The 22398-nt window shown below is 44.0% G+C and carries 20 protein-coding genes; 3 read left to right on the top strand and 17 right to left on the bottom strand.

The window, feature by feature from the left end:
* Positions 1-12: 12 nt before the first annotated feature.
* The 3 genes from clpB to rluD all read right to left on the bottom strand — a co-directional run bounded on the left by clpB (position 13) and on the right by rluD (position 4372).
* Positions 13-2586, bottom strand: coding sequence for an ATP-dependent chaperone ClpB (gene clpB, locus DS891_RS12835; protein ID WP_130163731.1), 2574 nt, complete (start codon positions 2584-2586; stop codon positions 13-15).
* Positions 2587-2676: 90 nt separating this feature from the next.
* The gene (gene pgeF, locus DS891_RS12830; RefSeq protein ID WP_174169986.1) at positions 2677-3393 is read right to left on the bottom strand and encodes a peptidoglycan editing factor PgeF; all 717 of its coding nucleotides are present in this window, start codon (positions 3391-3393) and stop codon (positions 2677-2679) included.
* A gap of 1 nt (position 3394) precedes the next feature.
* Entirely contained in the window at positions 3395-4372 is a 978-nt protein-coding gene (gene rluD / locus DS891_RS12825) for a 23S rRNA pseudouridine(1911/1915/1917) synthase RluD (RefSeq protein WP_010371027.1), read from the bottom strand.
* Between the two features lie 123 nt (positions 4373-4495).
* Between rluD and DS891_RS12820 the strand changes: the two genes are divergently transcribed.
* The gene (locus tag DS891_RS12820) at positions 4496-5260 is read left to right on the top strand and encodes an outer membrane protein assembly factor BamD (protein WP_010371025.1); all 765 of its coding nucleotides are present in this window, start codon (positions 4496-4498) and stop codon (positions 5258-5260) included.
* Positions 5261-5477: 217 nt separating this feature from the next.
* On the opposite strand, the gene glnB is transcribed toward DS891_RS12820, so the two are convergent.
* Positions 5478-5816 carry a nitrogen regulatory protein P-II gene (glnB, locus tag DS891_RS12815; protein WP_010371023.1) on the bottom strand — a complete coding sequence of 113 codons (339 nt, stop codon included), beginning with the start codon at positions 5814-5816 and terminating at the stop codon, positions 5478-5480.
* Positions 5817-5953: 137 nt separating this feature from the next.
* On the opposite strand from glnB, the gene DS891_RS12810 reads away from it, so the two are divergent.
* Both DS891_RS12810 and DS891_RS12805 read left to right on the top strand, forming a co-directional pair.
* Positions 5954-6505, top strand: a complete 552-nt coding sequence (locus tag DS891_RS12810; RefSeq protein ID WP_238536745.1) for a GspH/FimT family pseudopilin — start codon at positions 5954-5956, stop codon at positions 6503-6505.
* 98 nt (positions 6506-6603) lie between these two features.
* Positions 6604-7110 (top strand): GspH/FimT family pseudopilin, encoded by a 507-nt coding sequence (locus DS891_RS12805; RefSeq protein ID WP_238536744.1) that lies wholly within the window; start codon positions 6604-6606, stop codon positions 7108-7110.
* Positions 7111-7420: 310 nt separating this feature from the next.
* Here the strand turns inward: DS891_RS12805 and DS891_RS12800 are convergent, their stop codons facing one another.
* The 13 genes from DS891_RS12800 to murJ all read right to left on the bottom strand — a co-directional run bounded on the left by DS891_RS12800 (position 7421) and on the right by murJ (position 22131).
* Entirely contained in the window at positions 7421-7861 is a 441-nt protein-coding gene (locus tag DS891_RS12800; RefSeq protein ID WP_174169985.1) for a type IV pilin protein, read from the bottom strand.
* Positions 7854-10991: a pilus assembly protein gene (locus DS891_RS12795; protein ID WP_174169984.1), complete on the bottom strand. Its 3138-nt coding sequence runs from the start codon at positions 10989-10991 to the stop codon at positions 7854-7856. The genes DS891_RS12800 and DS891_RS12795 overlap by 8 nt, the downstream gene beginning before the upstream one ends.
* Positions 10992-11016: 25 nt before the next feature.
* Positions 11017-11478, bottom strand: a complete 462-nt coding sequence (locus DS891_RS12790) for a pilus assembly protein PilX (RefSeq protein ID WP_095727498.1) — start codon at positions 11476-11478, stop codon at positions 11017-11019.
* Positions 11466-12473, bottom strand: coding sequence for a PilW family protein (locus tag DS891_RS12785; protein WP_095727497.1), 1008 nt, complete (start codon positions 12471-12473; stop codon positions 11466-11468). Before DS891_RS12785 ends, DS891_RS12790 begins: the two co-directional genes overlap by 13 nt.
* The gene (gene pilV / locus DS891_RS12780) at positions 12470-13027 is read right to left on the bottom strand and encodes a type IV pilus modification protein PilV (RefSeq protein WP_174169983.1); all 558 of its coding nucleotides are present in this window, start codon (positions 13025-13027) and stop codon (positions 12470-12472) included. The genes DS891_RS12785 and pilV overlap by 4 nt, the downstream gene beginning before the upstream one ends.
* Positions 13028-13144: 117 nt before the next feature.
* Positions 13145-13831 carry a LytTR family DNA-binding domain-containing protein gene (locus tag DS891_RS12775; protein ID WP_174169982.1) on the bottom strand — a complete coding sequence of 229 codons (687 nt, stop codon included), beginning with the start codon at positions 13829-13831 and terminating at the stop codon, positions 13145-13147.
* On the bottom strand, positions 13828-14832 hold the full coding sequence (locus DS891_RS12770; RefSeq protein WP_174169981.1) for a sensor histidine kinase: 1005 nt from the start codon (positions 14830-14832) through the stop codon (positions 13828-13830). The genes DS891_RS12775 and DS891_RS12770 overlap by 4 nt, the downstream gene beginning before the upstream one ends.
* A gap of 13 nt (positions 14833-14845) precedes the next feature.
* A complete protein-coding gene (gene ispH, locus DS891_RS12765; protein ID WP_174169980.1) occupies positions 14846-15775 on the bottom strand; it encodes a 4-hydroxy-3-methylbut-2-enyl diphosphate reductase in 930 nt (309 codons plus the stop codon).
* Positions 15775-16215, bottom strand: coding sequence for an FKBP-type peptidyl-prolyl cis-trans isomerase (gene fkpB, locus DS891_RS12760; RefSeq protein ID WP_010370993.1), 441 nt, complete (start codon positions 16213-16215; stop codon positions 15775-15777). Before fkpB ends, ispH begins: the two co-directional genes overlap by 1 nt.
* On the bottom strand, positions 16212-16715 hold the full coding sequence (gene lspA / locus DS891_RS12755) for a signal peptidase II (protein WP_174169979.1): 504 nt from the start codon (positions 16713-16715) through the stop codon (positions 16212-16214). The genes fkpB and lspA overlap by 4 nt, the downstream gene beginning before the upstream one ends.
* A gap of 9 nt (positions 16716-16724) precedes the next feature.
* Positions 16725-19553 carry an isoleucine--tRNA ligase gene (ileS, locus tag DS891_RS12750; protein WP_174169978.1) on the bottom strand — a complete coding sequence of 943 codons (2829 nt, stop codon included), beginning with the start codon at positions 19551-19553 and terminating at the stop codon, positions 16725-16727.
* A 21-nt stretch (positions 19554-19574) separates the two neighbouring features.
* Positions 19575-20501, bottom strand: coding sequence for a bifunctional riboflavin kinase/FAD synthetase (gene ribF, locus DS891_RS12745; protein WP_174169977.1), 927 nt, complete (start codon positions 20499-20501; stop codon positions 19575-19577).
* 67 nt (positions 20502-20568) lie between these two features.
* Positions 20569-22131: a murein biosynthesis integral membrane protein MurJ gene (murJ, locus tag DS891_RS12740; RefSeq protein ID WP_320076052.1), complete on the bottom strand. Its 1563-nt coding sequence runs from the start codon at positions 22129-22131 to the stop codon at positions 20569-20571.
* Between the last annotated feature and the right edge of the window lie 267 nt (positions 22132-22398).

Here is a 22398-nt window from a genome sequence, read left to right as displayed (position 1 = left end):
CGTTTAGCCATATTAGTGATTGAACACTATCTGGTCGTCGACAACCTCGACTTTAATGGTATCTCCAGTCACAAACTTCCCTTGTAACAAGTCCTGCGCCAACGGGTTTTCAATGTATTGTTGCACTGCTCGTTTTAGAGGACGGGCACCATATACAGGATCAAACCCGCTTGCAGCGATTTTATCAAGCGCGGCGTCACTGAGCTCAAGCGCAAAGCCTTTTTCAGTTAAGCGTTTACTCAATCTGTCTAACTGGATACTCGCAATTTCTTTAATATGCTCATTGATAAGCGGGTGGAACACCACAGTTTCATCAATGCGATTAATAAATTCAGGCCTAAACTGACTAGCAAGCACGCCCATAACACGCTCCTTGAGTGTCGCGTAGTCGTTATTTCCTGCTTGCTCTTGAATGACATCCGACCCTAAGTTCGAGGTCATGATGATCACCGCATTTTTAAAATCAACCGTGCGACCTTGACCATCGGTCAAGCGACCATCGTCCAAGACCTGCAATAAGATGTTAAATACATCTGGATGCGCTTTTTCCACTTCATCAAGTAAAATCACAGAATAAGGACGACGCCTTACCGCTTCTGTTAAATAGCCGCCTTCTTCATAGCCAACATAACCAGGAGGTGCACCAACCAAGCGCGCAACTGAGTGTTTTTCCATAAACTCGGACATATCAATGCGCACCATGGCGTCTTCTGTATCAAACATAAAGTTGGCTAACGCTTTGGTCAGCTCCGTTTTACCGACCCCTGTTGGACCTAAGAACAAAAACGAACCAATTGGGCGATTTGGGTCTGCAAGCCCGGCTCGTGAGCGACGGATAGCGTTGGCAACCGCATTAACGGCTTCGTCTTGCCCAATCACTTTTTTATGGAGCTCGTCTTCCATTTGCAGTAACTTTTCACGCTCACCTTGAAGCATTTTTGCTACCGGGATCCCAGTCCAGCGAGATAAAATTTCTGCAATTTCATCTTCACCGACCTGATTTTTTAAAAGGCTCATTTCCTGCATTTCAGCCTGAGAAGCAAGGTCTAGTTTTCGCTCAAGCTCAGGGATCCGACCGTATTGCAGTTCGGACATGCGTTGCAAGTCACTTGCTCGACGCGCGACTTCTAGATCTAAACGCGCTTGCTCAAGCTCAGCCTTAATCACTTGTGTGCCTTGTAGTGAGGCTTTTTCGGCATTCCACACCTCATCAAGCTCACGATACTCAGCTTCTAATTCATTAATGAGCGTTTGCATCTCAGTGCGACGCTTTTGACTCGCTTCATCTTTCTCTTTTGCCAGCGCGTTATCTTCCAATTTTAGTTGGATAATACGGCGCTCTAGTCTGTCTAATTGCTCCGGCTTTGAATCAATTTGCAGCCGAATTGAAGACCCTGCTTCGTCTATCAAATCGATAGCTTTATCTGGAAGCTGCCGATCTGAGATATAACGATGTGATAAATTAGCCGCAGCGACAATCGCGGGATCGGTAATATCGACCGAGTGGTGCAATTCGTAACGCTCTTTTAAGCCACGTAGAATCGCGATGGTGTCCTCTACGGTTGGCTCTGCAACAAATACTTTTTGGAAACGACGCTCAAGTGCCGCGTCCTTTTCAATATACTGACGATATTCATCGAGCGTGGTCGCCCCCACACAGTGAAGCTCACCACGAGCAAGTGCGGGTTTTAGCATGTTACCTGCATCCATTGCACCGTCGGTCTTGCCAGCCCCTACCATAGTATGGATTTCATCAATAAAGAGAATAACTTGACCTTCTTCTTTAGCCAACTCGTTCAATACCGACTTTAGGCGCTCTTCAAATTCACCACGGTATTTGGCTCCTGCCACCAATGCGCCCATATCTAGCGATAGTACGCGCTTACTTTTCAAACCTTCAGGAACTTCACCGTTGATAATACGCTGCGCGAGCCCCTCAACGATGGCGGTTTTACCAACGCCCGGTTCACCGATAAGTACAGGGTTGTTTTTAGTACGGCGCTGTAGCACTTGAATAGTGCGGCGAATTTCGTCGTCACGGCCAATAACAGGATCAAGCTTACCTTGCTCAGCACGCTCAGTGAGATCGATGGTAAATTTCTCAAGAGCTTGGCGAGTGTCTTCGGCATTAGGGTCATCCACTTTTTGACCCCCTCGAATAGCCTTAATGGCTTGCTCAATCTTTGGCTGGGTGATGTTAAGCGCTTTGAAAATCTCGCCTAATGGGCCTTTATCTTCGCACGCAGCAAAAACAAATAGCTCGCTGGAGATATATTTATCTTTACGCTTTTGTGCATATTTATCACACAGATTGATCAGCGAAATAAGGTTATTTGAAAGCTGTACATCACCACCTACACCTTCTACTTTAAATAGCTTTTCAATGGCTTGTGACAACTTAGTATTAAGCTCGTCGGCGCTCACACCTGCTTGTGCTAATAATGCGCGCACACTCGATCCGCTCTGTTGGAGCAAAGCATACATTAAATGAACAGGTTCAATAAATTGGTGATCGCGCCCAAGCGCTAATGACTGCGCATCAGAAAGCGCAGCTTGGAATTTGCTTGTAAATCTATCTAAACGCATGATTTATTTACCCATATAAAATATCGAATTACCTTATTTATGGGTATTAACTGAACGAAGATCAAGCGTAAAAGTAATAATTTACCCTGATTATTTGCGCCAAATCAAAGTTGCCATACGGCCCGTTGTTTTGTCTCTACGATAGGAAAAATACTGCTCGGACATAGTTACTGTACAGTGTTTATCGCCGTAAAAATTTTTTACACCTTGCTCGCGTAGTAACGATTGTGCAAGCTCGAAAATATCCGCAATATATTTACCGTCTTTTTTGGCAACAAATGCCGTATTTCGTTGCGCCTCAAAAGCCTCTACTACGTCTTCGCCCACCTCGAATGCTCTAGGCCCAATAGCAGGGCCAAACCATACACAGATCTCTTCAGGTGCACAGTTAAACTTAGCCAGTGTTTGCGAGATAATTCCAGCCGCAAGAGGCTTCCTACCACCATGGATAGCGGCCACCTCTTCACCATCTTTTGATGCAAGCAGAATGGGTAAGCAGTCTGCTGTCATGATAGCCAGTGGTGTTTGACGCAATCGAGTGTATAAGGCATCGGCTTGATGGACCTGTGCGATTTCAAACTGCTCGTCGACCACCACCACTTCTGCGCCATGTACTTGCTCAAGCCATACAATCGGGTTGGCCACATAACCATGTAAAATTCGACGGTTTTCGGCTACATGTTCAGCATTATCACCAACATGAAAGGCTAGATTGAAGCTATCATACGGCGGCGCTGAAACACCGCCCTTACGCGTTGTTGATAATGTCCCAACTAATTGGGTTAATGGCCACTGAGCAAGTTGCATCTTATAACGTTAAATCCGGGTTTTCTTTGGTGTCTTCTCTGAGCGCTGCCACCAACTTAATCATATCTTCAGGCACAGGCGCTTCCCATGTCATCTTCTCGCCAGTAATAGGGTGAGCGATACTCAATTTTATAGCATGCAATGCCTGACGTTTAAACTCTCTTAATTGCTCGGTTAATCCTTGAGTTGCATTTCTTGGTGGACGAGGACGGCCGCCATAGAGCTGATCGCCAATTAGTGGGTGATTCAAATACGCCATGTGTACACGAATTTGGTGCGTTCTACCGGTTTCTAGGCGCAGGCGCAATCGCGTGTGTGCTCTGAACTTTTCAGCAACACGGTAATGAGTGATAGCTGGCTTACCCATCTCATGTACTGCCATATGTGTACGCTTGGTTGCGTGACGACCGATTGGCTTTTCAATCATGCCACCTGCGGTCATCGTGCCATTACAGACAGCTTCGTATTCACGTGTGAAGTTTTCACGCGCTTGCAGATTCTTCACCAAGTGCGTTTGTGCTTGAATAGTTTTCGCTACGACCATTAGACCAGTCGTGTCTTTGTCTAGACGGTGTACGATACCAGCACGTGGCACGTTAATGATTTCTGGGTGATGGTGCAGCAGAGCATTTAACACAGTGCCATCTGGGTTACCGGCACCGGGGTGAACCACCAGCCCCATCGGCTTGTTTATCACAAGAATGTCATCATCTTCGTAAACAATGTCTAACTCTATATCTTGCGCTTCGTATTCACGTTGTGCTTCGATAACCGTCTCGATAGCGACACTTTCACCACCAAGTAACTTTTCACGAGGGGTGTTGAATACTTCGCCATCTACGGTGACTTTATCTTCAAGGATCCAAGTTTTTATTCTTGAACGAGAAAAATCCGGGAACAATTGCGCCAATATTTGGTCTAGACGTTTACCACCGAGTTCGACTGGAACCTCCGCTTGGAGGGAAATTTGCTCTGACATCTGAAACTTTACCTAATTTACCAGTGCAAGCCGTGCTCGACTGGGTTAGAATCGTATTAATGCATAGTTTACTCGGTTTTGCCGAGTTGGCCTAGCCGAAGAAAACAAAGGTAGTAAAATAAAATGATTAAAAACTTAAGGACACACGCCTTTAGGCTGGCGTTAGCCGCGTCTGTTTTGGGTTTGGCAGCCTGTTCATCCGCACCAGAACAAGAAGATATTGAGCGCGTACCAAACAAATCCGCCCAAGCGCTTTATGAAGATGCTAAACAAACATTAGATTCAGGTTTATATGCCCGCGCCATTGAATTATTGGGCGCGATTAATGCTCGTTACCCGTTTGGCCCTTATGCAAGACAAGTTCAAATGGACTTAGTCTATGCATATTATCAAACAGGTAACACTGACCAAGCACTTGCCACTATTGATCGTTTTATTCGCTTAAATCCAAATCATAAAGACCTAGACTACATGTACTACATGCGAGGTCTGGTAAGTATTAAAGCTGACGAAAACGCATTCCAAGAATATTTCGGTGTAGACAGAGCCGACCGCGATGCCAATCGCACCCGCGTTGCTTTTCAGGATTTAACCACGCTGGTTAAAAACTACCCAAACAGTCCATATGCACCAGAGGCGAAAAAACGCTTAGTATGGTTACTAAACAAAATGGCTCGTTACGAACTGAGAGTCGCTGAATATTACTTCGAACGTGAAGCATATCTTGCCGCAGCAAACCGTGGCAAATATGTAGTAGAGCACTACTCTCAAAGTAGTTATCTGACCCAAGCTTTTGACATTATGGAAAAAAGCTACCGAAAGCTTGGTCTTCCTGACCTTGCAGATAACGTGAAAAAAGCCAAATCGGTTAACGCACGTAACAAATAAAAAGAGTGCTAAGTCACGATATCACCAATGTCGTGACGCCTCTTTCACCAGTACTCGCCTTCAAGCATTCTACAGCAGTAAAAAATACTTGTTTCCTGTACATAGACATCAGCCGTCAGCGTGTTTTTTTGATTGTAGTTGTAATAAGGAAGGATTTAGGCTGCCCATAATAGAAGGTAAGCAGCCTTAAAAGGTAAGCATTTGACTGAGCAGCGTATTAAATTGCTTCTTCGTCCTCTTCACCTGTACGGATCCGAACCACACGCTCAACATCGGTCACAAAGATTTTACCGTCACCAATTTTGCCCGTTTGAGCGGTTTTTAGGATAACTTCAATGGCTCTGTCAACGTCTTCATCTGCGGTAACAATATCAAGTTTTACTTTAGGCAAGAAATCTACCATATATTCAGCACCGCGATATAACTCAGTATGACCTTTCTGACGACCAAAACCTTTTACCTCACATACCGTCATACCCGTGATCCCCACATCCGAAAGCGCTTCTCGGACATCATCAAGTTTAAACGGTTTAATTATTGCTTCTATTTTCTTCATGACTATCTCGATTCCTTTGGTATAGCGTCGATTTTAGACAATCCGCTTGCCCAAGGCAAACAAAGACATTGAAAGTTGAAGTGATTTCACGCAATAATATTAATCATAAATTATTACTTTTTGGTTGTGAGGCGGTAATGAAACAATCAGCAGGATTCAATCTACTAGAACTGATGATAACCATCGCTATATTGGCTATCGTGTTGGCCATTTCATTTAGCTTTGATGGCAACCTGCTGCAACGTAACCGAGCAGAGTCCTTCTTACAAGAATTACAACGCAATATCGCTTTTGCTCGTGTAAAAGCAACCGCTGCAGACGACATTGTCATTCTCTGCCCCGCGCCACCAGCCAATATTCAAGCTAGGACTGCATTTACTTGCCAAGATAATTGGGCAACAAACAGAATTAGCGTGTTTGTTGACAGAGATAAAAATGGCACATTTAGTAATGGAGATACTATCCATCGCACTATGGAGGTCGTAGACGATAACGACACTATGGTGTTTAAGAACAAAGACCAGCCTGCAGGCAATCTTCTAAGGTTTGATTCAAGCGGACTCTTAAGTGGTTCAAACGCTGGCAATTTCACCTATTGCCCAGGCGATGACAACAATAATCAGCAGCTGAGTGTTTCAACCGCTGGCACAGCATTATATCGAGGAAGTACGACAGAATCCTGTGAATAGACGCAAAACACCGATACGCAAATTATCTCGAAGTTCCAATCTTGCCTTTAACATATAAACGACTAGGCTTAAAGAAAATATAATACGAGGCAAAGGATATGCATCGTCATATGGGTTTTTCCCTATTGGAATCTTTAGTGTGTTTGGCGATTATCACCATCGTCAGTTTATTTTCTCTTCCCACTCTTACTGCTTTGTTTCAGTTTGATAAACCAAAAATAAAATTGGAAGCATTACGACGGGCCATTAATTTTGCTCGCATTCAAGCCGTTGCAAGCGGTGCAACCGTTACTTTGTGCCCATTGAAAAACAATCGCTGCGACGACAAAGAATGGCACACTCAGTTAACGGTTTTTATCGACTACCACCCTCAAGGTGAGTTTTCAGACGATGATTATAAGTTAGCGGTTGTGGACTCGGTAGACTCAGGTGACAAGCTCACCTACCCAAGAAACGCCATTATATTTCGTCATTTTGGTCATCTCGCAGGACTCTATAACGGTACTTTTGTCTACTGTAACGCAAGTTCTACTGTGGGATTGTCGTTGTCAGTTAGCTACACAGGGAAAAGCACTCTAAAAGATACTGATGAGTGTCAAAAGTAAATAACCTAAGCTTCGGATAATTAATGCCTTTCTAGCAGCCAGTTTTTGCGCTAACAGCGTTGAATTCACTTCCAATAGCCCGCTATTGGTACGTAAATTCGCCTTGCCTACAGGATGTAGGTACCTTAGCGAGAGCAGGACGCGGAAGCGGTGTTAATCCCAAAACTTTCTGGCTAGATAAGGAAATAATTTAATGTAATATTAAAAACAATGAATTAGCTCATTCCTTATCCAAACCTCAGGTTAAATAACCTAAGCTCGGGGATAGTTAGTATTAATAAAAAGGGAAGTTAACTACTTCCCCAGAAAACTAGCGCTCCCAACACCTGTCTATAGCGTCTTGATTCGTTGTCCCAGTAACACCACGAACCCCAAGTTCATCGATAGTTAAAGCAGGACACTGCTCATCACCTTGTACGGGCCCCGATGCAGCTGTTGCAACAATTCTGAAAGTATCATTGGTGACGTTTTCAAGTGTCATGTTGAAGTAGCCATTCTCTGTTGCTGTTGGTACACCGATTGCTTCAAGATCATTCGAATAAGCTCTGTTGTCCACAAAAAATTGTTCTTGCTTATTCGCAGCGTCAAGTAACAAAGTCATAGCGTCTGCTCTTGCCCCCCTCCTAACGTATTCACTGTAATTAGGGTAAGCGATAGCTGATAGGATCCCGATAATCACCACCACTATCATTACTTCAATTAAGGTAAACCCTCTTTCGACTAAACAACCTGCGGAGTTATTTCTATTCATCTTTCCCTTTCTCATCGCTATCTTCTCTCTTATAGATATAAAGCTGTTTAGTCTTTATCTTTGTACTTTTGGTTGTGAATATTTCAACCGGTTTTTTAACGGGTACCGGTTCACTAGGAATACTCGGTGGTGCAAATGGAGTACTTGCATCAGGTCCTGCTTCAATCCCTGGACCTGGAATATACACAATATTGTCTCTTACTATGATCGAGGGCTTATCTGGTAAGTCTTGTGATGTAATATAGGTTTTACCCGTACCATAGTGCAAGTGAAACATATAGAGTTGGCCTTTGCCGCCCGTGAGCGTACATTGCTGAGTAGTCTGGTCTGCTGGGGTAAATGACGTAAAATAAGCGACCCCACCAATCACTGTTGATTCTGCTAGCGACTTTTCTCCACCAGATAATTGATACTTCCAACCTTTAAATTGAGCCAGCTTAGCCTCTTGTTTAACGAATTTGTCCAAGTCATTTACCGCATTACCAAAAGGATCATCTTTCATTTCCATTAAATCACTGATGACTATCGGCTCTGGGATATCCTCGACAAATGACTGTGTTTTGGTATTCACATCCCTAACCATAAATAGATAATCCGTTACACTTGAGTCTGTTGGTTTTGCGCGGTTGCCGCTACCTATTACAATGGCATCAAACGGTGTATCTTTTCGCTCCATACGATAATCATTCGCTCCTGTACCGAAGATAGTTTTAGTTACCTCACTATAAAACGTTCTCGCAATCGTCGGTTTATAGAAAAAACGTCTATCCTGATCAGCGGCTGTACTACCCAGTTGTGCAAGCTCAAAGTGTGTCCACGGCTCCGTAGGATCATTAGGGTTTGGTCCAGGCATATCTATTCGCCATATACTGCCTGCGGTATCCGCTAAATATATTCGGTCGCTAAAGCCATCGTAGTCCGAATCCGTCAATGCAGGTTGCGCAACGATGCTATGCTCCCCCTTAAACGCATCCCCCGTAAGCGACCAAACGATATCAGCATTGTTTGACATAATATCGACCATGTAAATGCCAACACCTTTGTTATTCTCGTCGACTGAGCGCGATACATTATCTTTGTTGGTGTTGTAACCTGCAGCAAAAATCAATACGGGTCTATTCTTTTGCTTCTCAATAAAGCTGACGACAGGCTTAGACCACGTTTGTCCCAAATCTTTAAACTTATTTGAATCACCAGAAATAGGCCCACCCCAAAGTAATGATGGCGAATCAGGGTTAGTGATATCGAAACCATAGTACTTGTTTCCACCACGGCGCATACCAACAAAGGCCCACACCTTGTCACCAGACTCTACTTTTCGGTTTTTATTGATATCATGAAAATAGACAGTAATTGGGCCATCCATGCCATATAACTTGGTTTCTGCTTTTTCCGTTTTCACTGGGTTTAAGATAGATAAAAGCGACTTCGGAATAAATGCCCAACTTTCGCTTACACTGTTACCATTGTCTTTGAACATGTGTAACACACCAGCATTGGTGCCTAATAAGATGCGAACGTCACCATTCCCATAGTCAATTGATGCTGGCTTTGAATGAAGCGGATCTGCAAATATATCGGCTCTTCTATCCGAAGAAAAACCATCTCCATCGTCATCATCTACATCTTTGCCAATTACCCAGTTGAAGACTTCTTGTAACTGGCTTTTACTGGCACCACTTAGGCCCATCGCATCCGCTAATTGTGTTCGGCCACCGTATGCACTCTCTGCATTATCATAAGTAAATTCAACTAACGAGCCGCCGTCAAAATCCGACAGCACTTTTCTCGTTAGTTGATTTTCCAAAGCGTAGTTAACACCACCCTTTTCAATATTATTGCCATCCTTCGAGCCTCCAGCTGACCAAAAGGTGGTAATACTGTTTGAGATTGCGCCTTTTTCATCTATCGCGGGGGTACCTTCTTGGCCCACCACTTTTTTATTTTCAAATTTTAATTTTTTAAGGTTACCGCGCCAGCGAGTATGAGTTTCCGGCTTAAACTGAGTGTAGTATAAAGCATTTCCGGTTTGCGTCGGATCTTGTGCGTTGGCAGACACGGTTGGTGAACTAAAGCTTGCACTCACATTTCTGATATTGGTAATCGTGGTTTTGAGCACGTCCGATAAGTCGTTTGCGGTATGCGCATGAAGATATTGCCCACCACCTTGCGTCGCGGTTTCTTTAAGCAGATCTATGCCTGTACCCGACATACCATTACCAAAACCAATCGTGAAGACCCGTGCAAAATCGTGTTCATCAGGTGTAGAAGGATATAAGTCAACTTTAACTTGAGACGTACCGCGCATTGTTTTAGCTAATGCGGGTAAATAATTTTTAGTGACACCAGAACCTTCATTTATATCAAAGTAATTGGGATAAGAGCCATAGACTGAAAAATATTCATTCACTATGCTATTGTTAGAGCTAGTGTCACTGGTTGGATCTCCATCTGTCATTAAAATTAAATTAATTGAGGTATCGCAGCGTTCATCCGCGCCACGGGCTGGAGTAAACGCGGAGATATAATTACCACGACGCTCTATACTCTTATCTCTATCGTTTCCACCGTTTTCGCCCCAGTAGACATCTCCACCTTTAAGGTAGTTATACAACTCCCATAAGGTTTCAGATAACGGCGTTGAGCCAGAAGCAGGTAATGCATTTATTTTTTCTACAATGTCATCACTACTACTACCAATACCATTTAATATATAACCGCCACTTGAAGAATATAGGCGAGATAAACCAAATTGGATATCTGCGTTGTCTTTCACCAGTTTACGCATCGCGTTTTGCGCAACTTTGAGGCGGCTATCAGCACAGCCCTGTACAGCTTGATTGTACTCATTTGCTTGATAACAGTTACTACCGTTAAAGCACTCTGTTTCTTGGTATCCATAACGTGTTTCATAACGCCAGCCAGTCCACACGCGATATGAGTAACGCTCATAACACGCCTTACCATTTTGTGAGTCCCACGCCATACTGCCCGATGTATCAAATAACATTAATACTCTGGGCTGCTCACGGGTAGAGACATTATGTTTAACGTAAAGCTCGATATCTTCGGCCTGAACGATTTGTGTCAACGCGGACCAAGCAATTAAAATACAAAATAACTTTTTCATAATTTATATCCGAAGAAGTCTATAGTTAATTTGAAACACTGACTATTTCTTGCCCAACACCCATCACAATAGTTACATTGTGACGACCTCTATCGCCGTATTCCACCGTGGCCTGGACTTCCGTCATGTTACAGACGAACCCATCTGTGTAATCAAATTGTCGGGGACAAAATAGCTCAAGCTCTCCGTTATTTAAGTTTTTCACGGTCGCTTGTAAGCCATTGGGTGTTTGTACTGTCGCGCCACCATCTGCTAGCTGCTGTCGTGAGCGTAAAAACACATTATTGGGGGCTCGTTGCTCTTGCCTTATCAACCTTTGCATTTCACCAAACAGTAAACTCTCGGCTTCTTCTCGCTCCATCACCGCATGTGTCATTTTAATATCCAAGGTACTTGTGCTCATTAAAGTCACTGCAACCGCCATAACAGCAACCACCATCACCATCGCCATGATCAGCACCACACCTCGTTGCTTTACATTTCCCATGCTGAGCCTCCCATGTTGTACATCGAAATCGTAGTTGAGAAAACCGTTCTGCGAACGGCATCTGTATAAGTTAGCTCGCTTCTATTGGGATCATTTCCCAGATAGTAAGTCCGCTTTTGCACCCCGAAATCTGCATCAGGCTGTAGGACTCTAACTAAAACAAACAACTGCAAAGATAAAATCCCTCGCGTTCCGCTCCAATCGGCCTCAGACATATTCGCAGTGTGCCTATATCTATCTACGCGGCCGTCATAATCGGTATCTAAGCCAAACACAAACCGCATCCGTTCAACCCCTTCAATGACCAGCTCATCACTCATTCCACCACTTACCAGTAGACGTTTTCTTCTCAATACAGGGATGGTGATAGTGCGATTGTTAATCACCTGCTGCTCTTCACTTATGTAATAAACATGGTGACTATAAGGCCACAATGTGGCGTTTACACTTGGCATATTGCCAATGGTATTACCAGCAATAAACTCCGCCTGCTCTTGCTGCGCAATAAAGTAGTATCTTCCATTTTGGATTTGTGTCCCATCTGGAACTAGTCCTGTGATTTCCACTGGGTTACCTTCCAAAAACTTCACTTGCAACACTTCGGTCTCGGGTATCGCTTTGGTAATACACTCCATAGCATTAGCACCGTCGGAGAGTGTCGCTAAGATAGGTCTAAAATTTGTGGGGTCGTTGTTAGGGAAACTTCCATTATTAGGTCCATCGCTGCAATCATTACCCGGATTTGCTGGTGCACTTTGATTGGTACTTTTGAAGCCTTTGTCGTAAAAGGTTCCCCAAAAGCCAACTTGCTCGATATCGCGACGCATTATTGATAGAGACAAGCGTCCCTTTTCTTGTAATTCTCCAATTTGCATCGTGTCATTGGTGGTCGCCTTCATACCTATGTATGTTGCTATAACACCTGCTAATAACATCACACCAATGAACATGGCGATCATTATTTCCAATAAGGTAAACCCTAGCATCCTTTTCATGGCTCACTCCTAATTAAAACAAATGTTTCCATGACTACCGCTCTGCGTCTATCATCAACCGTACCACAATCCCCCGCGGGATTATCCTCAAGGGCAGTCATGGCCTGACGTCCTCGCCACGTGACAACAACCCTCACATTTACCCCGGAAGGATCGGTGGCACTCGAGGTGGGAGTAATACATACAACCGCATTATCCAACGAACCGGTATTTTCTCGTGCTCTTATGGCTCGACGCCAATTAGCAATATCCGTTTGCGCGATGCTAGCTGCACTACAATATCCGGTATAACAAGTGTCCGCTTTTGTAGTTCCGCTCTCACTATTAAACTTTACCTTATAAAGTGTCGTGATGTCGGTCGCATCATTACTACGAATACGATGCATGATGTCGCTGGCAAGCTCAACCGCTGCGGCTCGCTGCATAGAATCAAAACTTGCTTGTTTAGCTTTTGCTTGTAATGCCACAGCACCAAGCAGCCCAAAGCTCAAAATCATAAAAGCAATAAGCACTTCTAACAGTGTGAAGCCATGTTGCTTTAGCGAAAGATGCATATCTCAACCAGAATTCAATTATCCTAGTTTCAGTGTAAGCGGTCGTCTTTGAAACTCAATACGAGATAGTATGAAAGGTCTATTGAGGCGATAAACGGTTTATTCACCACTTAACACTCAAAACAATGTTTTTATTTGGGTATAAGCTCTACGGCTAACTTCATAGCGATTGGGCAGCGACTTGAGGCAAACATAGTGCTTTTGTTCATGTAGTTCTAAAGCAGAAATTTCTGTTCGCTTAACTAATGTACTGCGATGGATTTGAATAAAATGTGTTGGAAACTTATCTAACAGTGACTTGAGTGACATGTCAATTAATGCTTGTAGGCCGGAATTCAAGGTTACTCGCGTATATTTTTCATCCGCCTCGGCAACAATAACATCCGAAGCCTGAACGTAACGCAACTCACTGCCAACGTAATAGCTGAGCGTCTCCATACTCGGAAAGATAGTAGTCAATAAAGCATCAAGCTTATCACTATCTAGTGGCTTCACTAGATAACCATTGGCGTGCAGTTCAAATGCTTCTAACGCATATTCCGGATGCGCCGTTAGAAACACGATTTTCATCCTCGGAAATTGCAGGCGTAATTGACTCGCAAGCTCAACACCTGACTGACCTGGCATCGAAATATCAAGAAAAATTAGCTGTACAGGCTCCTGATTTAGTAGCGCTTCCACACCGTCAGCGCAGTCAACTTCACCGATACAACGAAAGCCCACGTGCTTTTGCATTAGTCGTTTAACGCGAGCTCTTGCCAACGGCTCATCATCCACAATAAGATAAGATATTACTGTTTTCATAGTGGTAGCGAAAAACTGACGGTATAGCTATCTTGACTGGCTTCGGTTTTAAAATCAATGGGCTGATTGTAGTGTAAAGTCAAGCGGCGTCTGATGTTACTTATCCCAATGCCATGCCCTTGGTGCGTCGGCTTTAATTTTGCGTCATAGCTGTTAAAAATTACCACCGTTAAGGTGCGTTTACTACAGTGAATATGAATACGAATATCCGCTCCATTTGGGTTTGGCTCTACCCCATGGCTAACCGCGTTCTCCACCAATGGCTGCAATATCAACGCAGGGATAAAAACATCTCCCAAGACATTGTCTAATTCCCACTCTACCCTCAGACGCTCTGCAAAGCGCCACTGCTCAAGTGCTAAATACGCTTTGCATAAAGATATTTCACTTTCCAGCGGAACAATATTTTGTGTGGACATCGCAGCGCGAGATAAATCGGCAAGGGCTAATGCTGACTTTTCTGCTGCACTTGGATCGATATGAGTCAATTCGGCCACTGTATTGAGTGAGTTATATAAAAAGTGCGGCCGAATTCTCGCATGTAACGCTTCAAGTTCCGCTTGAGATAGCGCTTTCACCTTACGAATATTATCGGTAAAGATAGCTAAGAAATGCGCGAAAAGCGTGATAATGCAAAGACATATTGCGATGTTACGCCATAAGCTCAATTCAATTTTTGCCTCATCAATCCAACCGAGCAATGTAAAACCATAGGGAAAAGCCGTACTAGTGACAACAGTACAAAGCACGAAGACAGATATGAGAATACCTGCTTCAACTAGATCTGAGCGCTTCTCAACAGCGTGGCGTACAATCGCTATCACGGCAAGTGATAAAAAGGCAGTGAAATGAATAAATAAGCTAGTTAACCCAAGGGATTGCCAAAACGCAGTCGCGGAAATCAGCGTGTATAAAAAGGCTAGGATTTGCGAGGCAACTAGCAATGCTAGCACACCTCGCTCACTCAATAGTGCAGACAACAACCTGATACGCGGTGTCATCGTGCTAACTCTCTTATCTGAGTTCTACAGGTACGGCAAACACGACATTTTCTTCTTGTCCTGGGTTCTCAACTACCGTTTTCCCACCAAGTTCTTTAAGTCGAGAGATAACCTGTTGAACCAACACTTCAGGTGCAGATGCGCCGGCAGTTACACCTACCTTTGCAACCCCATCGAACCAAGCTTCTTCGATGGAAGAGGCATCATCGATAAGAAATGCTTTAGTTCCCATTTTATCCGCAAGCTCTCTTAAACGGTTAGAGTTAGAACTATTTTTCGCACCCACCACAAGCAATAAATCAACTTTGTCCGCTAAGTCGCGAACCGCATCTTGGCGGTTTTGCGTGGCATAACAGATATCATCTTTTCGAGGACCACTGATGTTCGGAAACTTGCTACGCAGTGCGTCAATTACATCCGCAGTGTCATCTACCGATAATGTTGTTTGACTGCAATAGAACACATTGTCAGCATCTTTCACTTCGAGTGCTGCTACATCCTCTGGTTTTTCAACGAGATAAATACCACCATTCGGATTGTCATACTGCCCCATAGTACCCTCAACTTCAGGGTGCCCCTGGTGCCCAATCAAAATACACTCAGTACCTCTGCGGCTAGCACGCGTCACTTCCATATGCACCTTTGTCACTAACGGACAAGTCGCATCAAAGACTTTTAGCTCTCGGCGCTTCGCTTCATTACGTACTTGCTGAGAAACACCATGCGCGCTGAAAATAACAATACTGTCGTCTGGCACTTCATTTAGCTCTTCAACGAATACCGCACCACGAGACTTCAGACCATCAACAACATATTTGTTATGAACAACTTCATGGCGAACATAAATAGGCGCTTCGAAAATATCGAGTGCACGCTCAACAATGCTGATCGCTCTATCTACACCTGCACAGAATCCTCTCGGGTTTGCCAGCAAGATATCCATCAGTTATTTACCTCAAGAATTTCAACTTCAAACGTTACTTTTTGGCCTGCAAGCGGGTGATTGAAATCGACAGTTACCGAGTCGCCGGCTACTTCTCGGATCAATCCAGGTAAGTCAGTACCATCAGGTTGCGTAAATGCAATGATGCTACCTACTTGAGCAGGGGTTTCTGCGCCAAATTTGCTTCTATCAACATAATAGATGTTATCAGGATTTGGTTGTCCAAACGCGTCTTCTGGCTCTAGCTCAAAAGATTTCTCATCGCCCGCTTTTAATCCAAGCAAGCACTTTTCAAAATTTTCCGTCAGGCTGCCATCACCCATAAACAACTTAGCGGGTTTATTATGAACTTTGGTAGAATCTGCTGCTGAACCGTCTGATAACTTGATTGAAAAATGGAACAAGACTTCAGACTTTGCTCCAATTAGTTGCTCACTCACGCATTTTTCTCCTGTGGTTTATCGCCACTGGTAAAGGCATCGAAAATTAATAGTGCAGCACCGCCGACAATCGCCATGTCTGCGACATTAAACGCTGGATAATGCCAGTCTTGATAATAGAAATGAAGGAAGTCAATCACATAACCATGAATAATGCGGTCGTATAAATTTCCTACCGCACCACCTAATACCAGGGCGTAGGCCAATCCCAACTTCCAATTTGATGCCGGCAACTTACGTAGCCAAAAAATCAATAAAGTGCTAATCGCCACGGCAATGCCACTTAAAAAGTAACGTTGCCAGCCACCTGCTTCACTTAGGAAGCTAAAAGCCGCACCATAGTTATGCATATAGGTGAGATTGAATATAGGCAAAATATCAATGGACTCATAGAGTTCCATTTCAGTCATAACCAGTGCTTTGGTGAAATAGTCTACTGCAAAAAGCAGTAGACTAAGCCACAACCACACCAGACCACTTTTCTGTGTAGTTTGTGTCACGTTTTACTCCTAGGCGAATTGACGCTGCTCGCCGTCACCTTCAACGTTACTAATACAACGGCCACAGATATCTGCATGTTGCTCATTCTTACCTACGTCGTCCGTATAGTGCCAACAACGATCACATTTTTTAGCCGATGTTGCCGCTACACTAATGTATAAACCATCAATTTCTGATGAAATTGCATTTTCTGGCTTGCGGTTGACTACTTCTACCGTTGCTTTCGAAGTCAGTAAAACAAAGCGCAATTCGTCGCCAATGGCGTTGAGCTGCTCAGCTAAGTCACCGCCAGTATATAGCGTTACTTCAGCCTGTAGCGTCGCACCGATCACTTCTTCTTTACGTGCATTCTCAAGCACACGGTTTACTTCATCACGTACCGCCAGTAGGTTTTGCCAGTACTCGTTATTCAACGAGCCTTCTGTCGCCCCTTCAATTGCATCATACCAAGTATCCGTGAATACAAACTGGCCACGCTCACCTGGTAATACTTCCCAGATTTCTTGCGCAGTAAAGCTCATGATTGGCGCCATCCAACGTGTCATCGCTTCGGCGATATGATAAAGCGCTGATTGACAAGAACGACGGGCATGGCTATCACTTTTCGCCGTGTACTGACGGTCTTTAATCACGTCTAGATAGAACGAACCCAATTCACCAGTACAGAAATTCATAAGCTTCTGTGTTACTTGAAGCATTTGATACTTGTCGTACGCTGTTTTGATCTCAGTTTGTAGCTGTGCAGCACGCGCAACAATCCAGCGATCTAGCTCAACCATATCTTCAATTGCTACTAAATTCGTTTTTGGATCAAAGCCGCTTAGGTTCGCAAGTAGATAACGACTTGTGTTACGAATACGACGATAACGGTCAGCTGAGCGCTTAAAGATTTCATCAGACACAGTCATTTCGGCCGTATAATCGGTAGAAGCTACCCATAAACGTAAAATATCTGCACCTAGTTTGTTCATGATGTCTTGCGGCGAGATCACGTTGCCTAATGACTTAGACATCTTATGGCCTTTTTCATCGACCGTGAAGCCATGCGTTAACACTTGCTTATAAGGTGCATGACCATTGATAGCAACTGAAGTCATCATTGATGACATAAACCAACCACGGTGCTGATCCGAGCCTTCAAGGTAAAGATCTGCAGGACCTGTTAAATCTTCACGCGCATCAACAACACACGCATGTGTTACACCTGAGTCAAACCATACGTCTAGTGTATCTTGTACTTTTACGTACTGTTGAGCATCAGTTTCACTTAATAGCGCGCTAGGCTCTAAGTCGTACCACGCCTGAATACCCTTTTCTTCCACTAATTTAGCAACGGCTTCAATAAGGGCTTCCGTTTCAGGATGTAGGCTACCGGTGTCTTTATCGACAAATAATGCGATTGGTACACCCCAAGTACGCTGACGTGAAATACACCAGTCAGGGCGACCTTCAACCATGTTTGCGATGCGGCTTTCACCCCACTCTGGTAACCACTCTGTCTTTTTGATTTCATTCAGTGAATCAGCACGTAGGTTAGCCTGATCCATGCTGACGAACCATTGTGGCGTCGCACGGAAAATAATAGGAGTTTTGTGACGCCAGCAATGTGGATAACTATGCGTTAGCGCCTTATGACGGAACAATACGCCTTTCTCAGTTAATAACTCAATGATGCTGTCATTTGCTTTAAATACGTGCTGACCTGCAAAAATCGGTGTATCTGGTAGATAAACACCATTTGCACCAACAGGGTTTGCAACTTCTAGACCGTAAGCCTGGCCCGCAGCAAAGTCTTCTTGACCGTGACCAGGTGCTGTGTGAACGATACCAGTACCTGAGTCTGTTGTTACGTGCTCACCTAAAATAACAGGCACATCGAAATCTAAGAATGGGTGTGCAACGCGCAGATTCTCAAGCGCAGCGCCTTTCGCGTAACCTAGTACGTGGAAGTGCTTGAATCCAAAACGATCAACAGCGTCTTTGACTAATTCAGAACCAAGTACAATACGCTGCTCTTGACCTTCATCTTCGATTTGTACCAGCGCATACTCTAGCGCGCCGTGTACTGCCACAGCGCGGTTTGCAGGCAATGTCCAAGGCGTTGTAGTCCAAATTGCGGTACTTACTTCGCCTTTGCCTTCGTGACCTTCGGCCAAGCCAAACGCACCAATGATTGCCGCTTGATCAGCAAACACAAATTTTACGTCGATTGCTGGCGATTGTTTGTCTTGGTATTCAACTTCCGCTTCTGCAAGTGCTGAACCACAATCCGTACACCAGTGAACTGGCTTTGCACCTTTGTGCAGGTGACCATTTTTGATAATACGACCAAGCACACGAATAGCATTGGCTTCAAAATCAAAGTTCATGGTTAGGTATGGCTTATCCCAGTCACCTAAAACACCAAGGCGTTTGAAATCTGTTTTTTGGCCATCAACTTGCTTTTTAGCATAGTCGCGGCACTTTTCACGGAATTCAGCAGCCGATACTTTCTTACCTGGTTTGCCTACTTTCTTTTCCACCTGTAGCTCAATTGGAAGACCATGACAGTCCCAACCAGGTACATAAGGTGCATCAAAATCAGAAAGCGTTTTTGACTTAATAATAATATCTTTTAGGATTTTGTTTACTGAGTGACCTAGGTGAATATCACCATTTGCATACGGAGGACCGTCATGCAAAATAAATGGCTTTTTACCTTTTTTCGCAATGCGAATTTGACCGTATAGGTCTTCTTCATACCATTTTTTCAGCATCTTTGGTTCGCGTTGCGCCAAATTACCACGCATCGGAAACTCAGTTTCCGGTAGATTTAAAGTATGTTTGTAGTCGCTCATTTATCCTACTTTCCGTATCGGCTACGTTAAAGAAAAACACTGTTTTGCATTGCTAACATCACGACTGATTTGTTCTGTTAACTGCGACAATGTTTCGAATTTTTGCTCATCGCGAAGCTTTTCAATTAGCTCCACTTTCATAAACTGACCGTAGATGGTCTCATTAAAATTAAACAGATGCACCTCTAAAAGGGCTTTCGTTCCGTTTAGGGTTGGCTTAGTGCCAACATTCGCTACGCCATAATGTGTTTTGTGATTCACAGTCGCTTTGACCGCATACACACCGCGCACAGGGCTCACTTGGCGTTTTAAGGCAATATTTGCAGTATGGAAACCAAGCTCTCTGCCTTTCTTCCAACCGTGAATAACACGGCCCGAAATGGCATAGGTATGGCCCAACATATCATGTGCTTGACGTAAATCACCAGCCGCAAGTGCCGTGCGGATCAACGTGCTACTTACACGACAATCTTGCTTGCGAAAACTTGCCGTGTCTTTTACTTGCATACCTAGCGGTTCGCCTACTTGCTTTAACATTGCAAAATCACCAGCACGTTCACGGCCAAAACGAAAGTCATCGCCGACCGTGAGCGCCTTGGTTCCAAGCTTTGTCACTAGGACTTCTTTGATAAACTGCTCTGCATCTTGCGAGGCAAATTTGCGATTAAAGTTGACGCAAATGACCCGCTCTATGCCAAGCTCTTGCAACAGGACTAGCTTATCACGTAATCGCGTCAGCCTAGCCGGTGCTTTATCTTTGGCAAAAAACTCCAAGGGCTGCGGCTCAAATAACATCACTGTGCTTGGAAGTTGATAGTGTTTTGCGTCGCTAATCAGCCCCTTCAAAACCTCTACATGTCCAAGATGAACCCCGTCAAAGTTTCCAATCGTCAACACACAACCAAAATGATGTGGTCGAATATTATGGATCCCTCGGATTAGTTGCATAGTGCCGTGCCTTTGTGCAGCAAATATCAAAGAGCCCGATTATACCCAAGTTGCTTAAAAATGCGAATCAAGCATCTCGGATTGTGCTCAATCTTACCCCTAGTATAAATAGTAAACTAAAATAGCTCACCATCGCAGTTACTAATAATCCGCAAAGTAATAGCACCTGCTCCATCAGTCCCCACTCTAGCCATTCAAAACGTGCGCCGAGAAAGTATACACATACAGCCATCACGACCGCTGCAACAAAGCATTTGGCAGTAAAACCAAGAGAAAATGCGCTTAGCTGATACACACCTTGATGTGACAGCTGACGATAAAGTAAAAACGCATTACAAGACGCTGATAATGAAGTTGCCAATGCAAGGCCGATATAGCCAATAAAAGGAGCTAAAAGCAGATTAAACACCATATTCAGTACCATCGAAATGATACCTATACGAACTGGCGTTTTTATGTCTTGTCTCGCATAAAACCCCGGAGCGAGCACTTTTATTAGCATAAAACTTAGCAAACCGACGGAATATGCAGCAACACCTAAGCTGACTTTTTCTATATTGTCTGCATTTTGAGAAACAAACTCACCGTGTCCAAACAATACTGAAATGATAAGTGGGCTTATTACCATCAACCCAAACATTGCGGGTAAACCTAAAAAAACAACGAAGCGCACCCCCCAATCCAGCGTCTTTTGGAAGTCTGAACTATTGTCTCCGGCATGCAACCTCGACAATGCAGGTAAGATGACCGTAGCAATTCCAACACCAAACAGACCTAGTGGAAACTCAATTAATCGATCTGAATAATACAACCAAGCAATTGAGCCTGTGACTAAAAACGAGGCGATAACGGTGTCTATTAATAAGTTAATTTGGCTAACAGAAACTCCAAATAATGCTGGGATCATCAAAGTTCTTACTTTGGTTACCTCGGGGCTTCGCCAAGCAAAGCGGGGGCGACTTAGCACCTTTAAACGCAGTAAAAACGGTATTTGGAATAGCAGTTGAACCATTCCCCCAATAAATACCCCTAGTGCCAATGCATATGCACCCTGCTCAAATTTATCATGAAGGAAAATAGCGCAAATAATAATCGCAACGTTCAATAATACAGGGGTAAAAGCAGCTGCGGCAAAACGATTATAAACATTCAGTACCGCGCCACTCAGAGCCACGAGAGAAACAAAGAACAAATAAGGAAAGGTCAGTTTTAATAGTGCACTTGCAAGCACAAACTTTTCACCATCTGCACCACCTTGCCACCAATCTATGAACCAACTCGTACCGAATAATGCCGCAATGACAGGCGAACCAACTACGCCCAAAATAGTGACAATAAGTAGCACCGTGCCAAGTGTACCTGCGGCTTGTGCAACAAATAACCTCACTTTATCATCGCCATGCTTTTCTCTAATTTCAGAAAGCACAGGTACAAATGCCTGAGCAAACGCGCCTTCAGCGAATAGTCTACGTAAAAAATTAGGGATCCGGTTGGCGAATAAAAAGACATCTGCGGCCAATCCAGCGCCTAATAAGTTTGCCACGACGGCATCTCGAACGAGGCCCAGAACCCGCGAAATCATAGTCATGGCACTGACAATCATACCCGATTTAAATAACCCTTTTGCCACCTTAACTCCTAAATTCAGTGAATCGCGGCAGATTATGCCACAGTCGTTGTGCATTTAGCACTAGGCGTGCCCTGTCAGCTTTGATACAATACGCGCCATTAACCTTGGTAGGCCTGTTTCACCTTGTGAAATTTGACTGTTTACTTTGGTTCAGACCTGAGATTTTCAAGGCACTTTGTGAAGCTACGCTTTGCAAATTATTAGTGCAACTTGGGATATTACGGGTTTACTTGCCTGCTATAGAAGTAAAAATGTCGCATAGCAACG

Origin of the sequence: Pseudoalteromonas sp. JC28 (genome assembly GCF_013319255.1) — a bacterium.
Lineage (GTDB): Bacteria > Pseudomonadota > Gammaproteobacteria > Enterobacterales > Alteromonadaceae > Pseudoalteromonas.
This window is presented reverse-complemented; position numbering and strand designations above follow the sequence as displayed.

Bases quoted from the DNA above. Each gene is read 5' to 3' on its own strand.
- DS891_RS12805 (WP_238536744.1), top strand. From the start codon at position 6,604: ATGCATCGTCATATGGGTTTTTCCCTATTGGAATCTTTAGTGTGTTTG.
- rluD (WP_010371027.1), bottom strand. From the start codon at position 4,372: ATGTCAGAGCAAATTTCCCTCCAAGCGGAGGTTCCAGTCGAACTCGGT.
- DS891_RS12775 (WP_174169982.1), bottom strand. From the start codon at position 13,831: ATGAAAACAGTAATATCTTATCTTATTGTGGATGATGAGCCGTTGGCA.
- DS891_RS12785 (WP_095727497.1), bottom strand. From the start codon at position 12,473: ATGAAAAGGATGCTAGGGTTTACCTTATTGGAAATAATGATCGCCATG.
- glnB (WP_010371023.1), bottom strand. From the start codon at position 5,816: ATGAAGAAAATAGAAGCAATAATTAAACCGTTTAAACTTGATGATGTC.
- DS891_RS12790 (WP_095727498.1), bottom strand. From the start codon at position 11,478: ATGGGAAATGTAAAGCAACGAGGTGTGGTGCTGATCATGGCGATGGTG.
- DS891_RS12795 (WP_174169984.1), bottom strand. From the start codon at position 10,991: ATGAAAAAGTTATTTTGTATTTTAATTGCTTGGTCCGCGTTGACACAA.
- DS891_RS12820 (WP_010371025.1), top strand. From the start codon at position 4,496: ATGATTAAAAACTTAAGGACACACGCCTTTAGGCTGGCGTTAGCCGCG.
- ispH (WP_174169980.1), bottom strand. From the start codon at position 15,775: ATGGATATCTTGCTGGCAAACCCGAGAGGATTCTGTGCAGGTGTAGAT.
- pgeF (WP_174169986.1), bottom strand. From the start codon at position 3,393: ATGCAACTTGCTCAGTGGCCATTAACCCAATTAGTTGGGACATTATCA.
- DS891_RS12810 (WP_238536745.1), top strand. From the start codon at position 5,954: ATGAAACAATCAGCAGGATTCAATCTACTAGAACTGATGATAACCATC.
- DS891_RS12770 (WP_174169981.1), bottom strand. From the start codon at position 14,832: ATGACACCGCGTATCAGGTTGTTGTCTGCACTATTGAGTGAGCGAGGT.
- pilV (WP_174169983.1), bottom strand. From the start codon at position 13,027: ATGCATCTTTCGCTAAAGCAACATGGCTTCACACTGTTAGAAGTGCTT.
- ileS (WP_174169978.1), bottom strand. From the start codon at position 19,553: ATGAGCGACTACAAACATACTTTAAATCTACCGGAAACTGAGTTTCCG.
- ribF (WP_174169977.1), bottom strand. From the start codon at position 20,501: ATGCAACTAATCCGAGGGATCCATAATATTCGACCACATCATTTTGGT.
- DS891_RS12800 (WP_174169985.1), bottom strand. From the start codon at position 7,861: ATGAATAGAAATAACTCCGCAGGTTGTTTAGTCGAAAGAGGGTTTACC.
- clpB (WP_130163731.1), bottom strand. From the start codon at position 2,586: ATGCGTTTAGATAGATTTACAAGCAAATTCCAAGCTGCGCTTTCTGAT.